Origin of the sequence: Sinomonas sp. G460-2 (genome assembly GCF_047759905.1) — a bacterium.
Classification (GTDB): domain Bacteria; phylum Actinomycetota; class Actinomycetes; order Actinomycetales; family Micrococcaceae; genus Sinomonas.
This window is the reverse complement of record NZ_JBKZWT010000330.1, coordinates 1-3897: the sequence shown is the minus strand read 5'-3', so window position 1 is coordinate 3897 and position 3897 is coordinate 1. Positions and strand designations below refer to the sequence as shown.

Annotated in this window: 3 protein-coding genes; all 3 read right to left on the bottom strand. The window is 70.4% G+C overall.

Translation table 11 applies throughout. From position 1 onward, the window contains the following. On the bottom strand, window positions 1-746 hold a 746-nt coding region (locus tag ACLN58_RS19145; protein WP_415856828.1), incomplete at its 3' end, for a GAF domain-containing protein. A gap of 62 nt (window positions 747-808) precedes the next feature. Then, window positions 809-1234: an Hsp20/alpha crystallin family protein gene (locus tag ACLN58_RS19140; protein ID WP_415856827.1), complete on the bottom strand. Its 426-nt coding sequence runs from the start codon at window positions 1232-1234 to the stop codon at window positions 809-811. A gap of 136 nt (window positions 1235-1370) precedes the next feature. Then, window positions 1371-3897, bottom strand: a 2527-nt coding sequence (gene ppc / locus ACLN58_RS19135) for a phosphoenolpyruvate carboxylase (RefSeq protein ID WP_415856826.1), incomplete at its 5' end; no start/stop codon positions are given.

Genomic DNA, 3897 nt, shown 5'->3' with positions numbered 1-3897 from the left:
ATCGCGGCGAGGTGGGCGCGCGAAAGCGCGAGGGCGCGCTCGGCGACTCCCTCGACGCCGAAGTCCAGATCGTCGACGTCGAGGAGCGCGCCCGCGACCTCCATGCTCGACTCGAGCCAACGCTGCCGGCGCGCGGTGTCGTCGAAGAGCCGCGCGTTCTCGATCGCGACGCCGGCGGCGGCCGCGAGCGCGACGACAAGGTCCTCGTCCTCGGCGTTGAAGTCCTCGCCGTCGATCTTCTCGGTCAGGTAGAGGTTCCCGAAGACCTCGTCGCGCACCCTGATCGGAACGCCGAGGAACGTCTTCATGGGCGGATGGTGCTGGGGGAAGCCGGCCGAGTCTGGGTGGGTGCCGAGGTCGTGGAGCCGGATCGCGTGCGGATCCCGAATGAGCAGTCCGAGCACGCCGAGCCCCGTGGGCCGCGGGCCGATCTCGAGCGTGAGCTCGTCCGACATCCCGACCGTCACGAAGTGGCTCAGCGCCGTGCCCTCGGGCGCGAGGACGCCGAGCGCGGCGTATTTCGCGCGCACCAGCTCCCGCGCAGAGGTCACCACGCGGTCCAGAACGGCCTCGAGATCAAGGTCCTCCGCGAGGGAGACCACCGCGGAGAGCAGTCCCCGCATGCGTTCCTGGGTCTCGAGCAGCTCGTGGGCGCGACCCACGAATTGGCGTAATAGGTCCTCGATCCGGCTCGCGGCCGAATCGGGGAAGATCGATCCTTTGTCTCCGTCGCCGAGGGCTTCCACATGTCCTCCCGGTGCCCAGTATGCCAACGCCCCCTGCCGCTGTCAGCACCGTCGGACAGAAATCAAGCGCGAGTGACGTTGATTTTGGTCGATTGGGGCGGAGGCGCGGCCTGCGGCGGGATCGGAACCCGAACCTCGAGGACGCCATCCTTGTACGTCGCGGTGACGTCGTCCTGCGTGGTGCCCTCCGGCATCGGCAGCGAGCGCGAGAACGAACCGTAGCGGAATTCGGAGCGATAGCTGCCGCGTTCCTTGTATTCGATCTTCTCCTCGCGCCGGGCCTTGATGCGCAGGGAACCCTCCGAGATGCTCACGTCGACGTCCCGATCGGGGTCGATGCCCGGCAGTTCGGCGCGGACCACGAGCGCCTCGCCGTCGATCACCTGCTCGACCCTGATCTCCGCGCCCGAAGCCTCGCCCTGGAAGAGCCGGTCGAGGAGCTCGAACGGGCTCCGCCGCTGGTCGAACCACTTCGTCAGGTCAGACATGACTGCCCTCCCTCTCCCGTCAAACGCTCGGGGCGGGCTGATGATGCGGACCGCCCGCTACGGTCCGCCTACACCAGTCCGCCATCTCCAGCTTGACCGCGGCCGAAGGGGACAGCAAGAGGCCAGACGGCCGAGGTCAGCCCGTGTTGCGGAGGCCCGCCGCGACGCCATTGATCGTGATGAGCAGCGCGCGCTGGAGGCGTTCGTCGACCTCGGCGCCCGTGATGCTCGCTTCGCGGATGCGGCGCAGGAGCTCGACCTGGAGGTAGCTGATCGGGTCGAGGTACTGGTCCCGGATCTCGAGCGTGCGCTTGAGCGTCGGGGAGGCGTCGAGGAGCTCGGACTCCCCCGTGAGCCGCTGGATCTCGATGACTGTGAGCTCGTACTCGGCACGGATCGCCTCGAAGATGCGGTGCAGCTCGACCGGCACGAGGCTCGAGACGTAATGCGAGGCGATGTCGAGGTCCGTCTTGGCGATCGTCATCTCGACGTTGGAGATGACCGAGCGGAAGAACGGCCACCGCTCCTGCAGCTCGCGCAGCTCCGCGTCCTTCCCGGCCTCGCGCGCGGCCCGCAGGCCCGAGCCCACGCCGAACCAGCCCGGAATGATCTGCCGCGACTGCGTCCAGCCGAACACCCACGGGATCGCGCGCAGGCCCTCGAGGCCCGCGCCGGAGTCGGGCCGCTTGGACGGGCGCGAGCCGATGTTGAGCTGGCCGAGCTGCTCGACCGGGGTCGAGGCCACGAAGTACGCGGGCAGGTCGGGATCGTCGATGAGCTTCCGGTACCGCGCGAACGCGGCGTCGGAGATGAGGTCCATGAGCTCGGCGTAGCGCTCGCGCTCGTCGTCCGTGGTGCGCGGCGCGCGGTGCAGCGCCGTGCCGCGCATGACGGCGGCGAGGGAGAGTTCGAGGTTCTCCCGCGCGAGCTCTGGCAGCGAGTACTTGTCGCTGATGACCTCGCCCTGCTCGGTGAACTTGATCTCGCCCTCGAGCACGCCGTTCGGCTGCGCCATGATCGCCTCATACGTCGGGCCGCCGCCGCGGCCCACCGAGCCGCCGCGCCCGTGGAACAGGCGCAGCCGCACGCCGTGCCGCGCGGCCACGTCGCGCAGCTTGCGCTGCGTCTTGTGGATCTCCCACTGGCTCGTGAGGACGCCGGACTCCTTGTTGGAGTCCGAATAGCCGAGCATGACTTCCTGGACGTCGCCGCGCAGCCGCACGATCTCGCGGTACGCGGGCTCGGAAAGCAGCTGATCGATAATCTCGGCCGAGGCACGGAGCTCCTCGACCGTCTCGAGGAGCGGCGCGAAGCCGATATGCGCGTACGGCGCCTCCCCGTACAGCCGCACGAGACCGGCCTCCCGGGCGAGGAGCGCGGGGGCGAGGACGTCGTCCGCGCCGCGGGTCATGGACACGATGTACGTCTCGATGACGTCCGGCCCATACACGCGGCGGGCCTGGCGGATCACGCGCATCGTCTCGTACACGCGGGCCGCGTGGCCAGGCAGCTCGACCGGGTGTCCCGAGAGCGGCCGGCGGCTCCCGAGCTCGAGGGCGAGCACGCGGCGGCGTTCGGCGCGCGGCAGCTCGAGGTACGGGCGGGAGAGTTCGCCGAGCGGGTCGAGCAGGAGGCCGACCGCCTCGTGGTGGTAGTCGGCGTGCTCGCGGATGTCGACCGTCGCGAGGTGGAGCCCGAACGAGGCGACGACGCGGCGCGCGGTGGCCAGCACGCCGTCGGCCGCCAGCTGGGCCGCGTGCTCGCGGAGGGAGCGCTCGAGCACGGCGAGGTCCTCGGCGAGCTGCGAGGTCGCGGCGTAGTCGCGGCCCGGCTCGTGGGCCGTGCCCGCGGCGATGCGGCGGCCCGTGTTGAGCAGCTTCGCCTTGATGCACGTGAGCTTGAGCCGGTACGGCTCCTGCGCGTTGAGCTCGAGGACGCGCCGGTCGAGGCCGGGCAGCTTCGCGAGGTCGGTCCCGATCGAGTCGAGGAGCTCCTGCTCAACGCCCGCGAGCGCCGTCGAGTTCGAGAGCATGCTGATGAGCTCGTCGACGAGCTGCACCGCGATCCGCACGGCCTGCTGGCCCTGGAGGCCAAGGATCTCGCGCGTGACCTCGGGCGTGACGTTGGGGTTCCCGTCGCGGTCGCCGCCGATCCACGAGCCGAAGCGCAGCGGCGACGTGCTCGCGGGCAGCTTCACGCCGTGCTCGGCGAGCAGGCCCGCGAGGTCGTCGAGCACCTCGGGGAGCGGCCCCGCGAGGATCTGCCCGAGGTAGTAGACCGCATTCCGGGCCTCGTCCACGGGGCTCGGACGCACCTGCCGGAGCTCGTCCGTCTGCCACATCTGGTCGATGATCTCGGCGAGGTGGCGGTCCTGGCGTCGGCGCAGCGTCGTGCCGTCCGCGGACGGGATGGAGAGGATGTTCGAGATCGCGTGGAGCTTGTCGAGTACGGAGCGGCGCGAGGCCTCGGTGGGGTGCGCCGTGAAGACGGGCCGCACGTCGAGCGCGTCGGCGACGTCCTGCAGCACGCCCGGCCCGGCCTGCTCGGCGATGTCGCGCACGGCCGCGGCGAGCCAGCCCTCATCCTCGGGTCGCTGCCCGAGCTCGCGCACGCGGTGCAGCTGCTCGGCGGCGTTCGCAAGGTGGAAGTAGAACGCGAAGGCA

Bases quoted from the DNA above. Each gene is read 5' to 3' on its own strand.
- ACLN58_RS19140 (WP_415856827.1), bottom strand. From the start codon at position 1,234: ATGTCTGACCTGACGAAGTGGTTCGACCAGCGGCGGAGCCCGTTCGAG.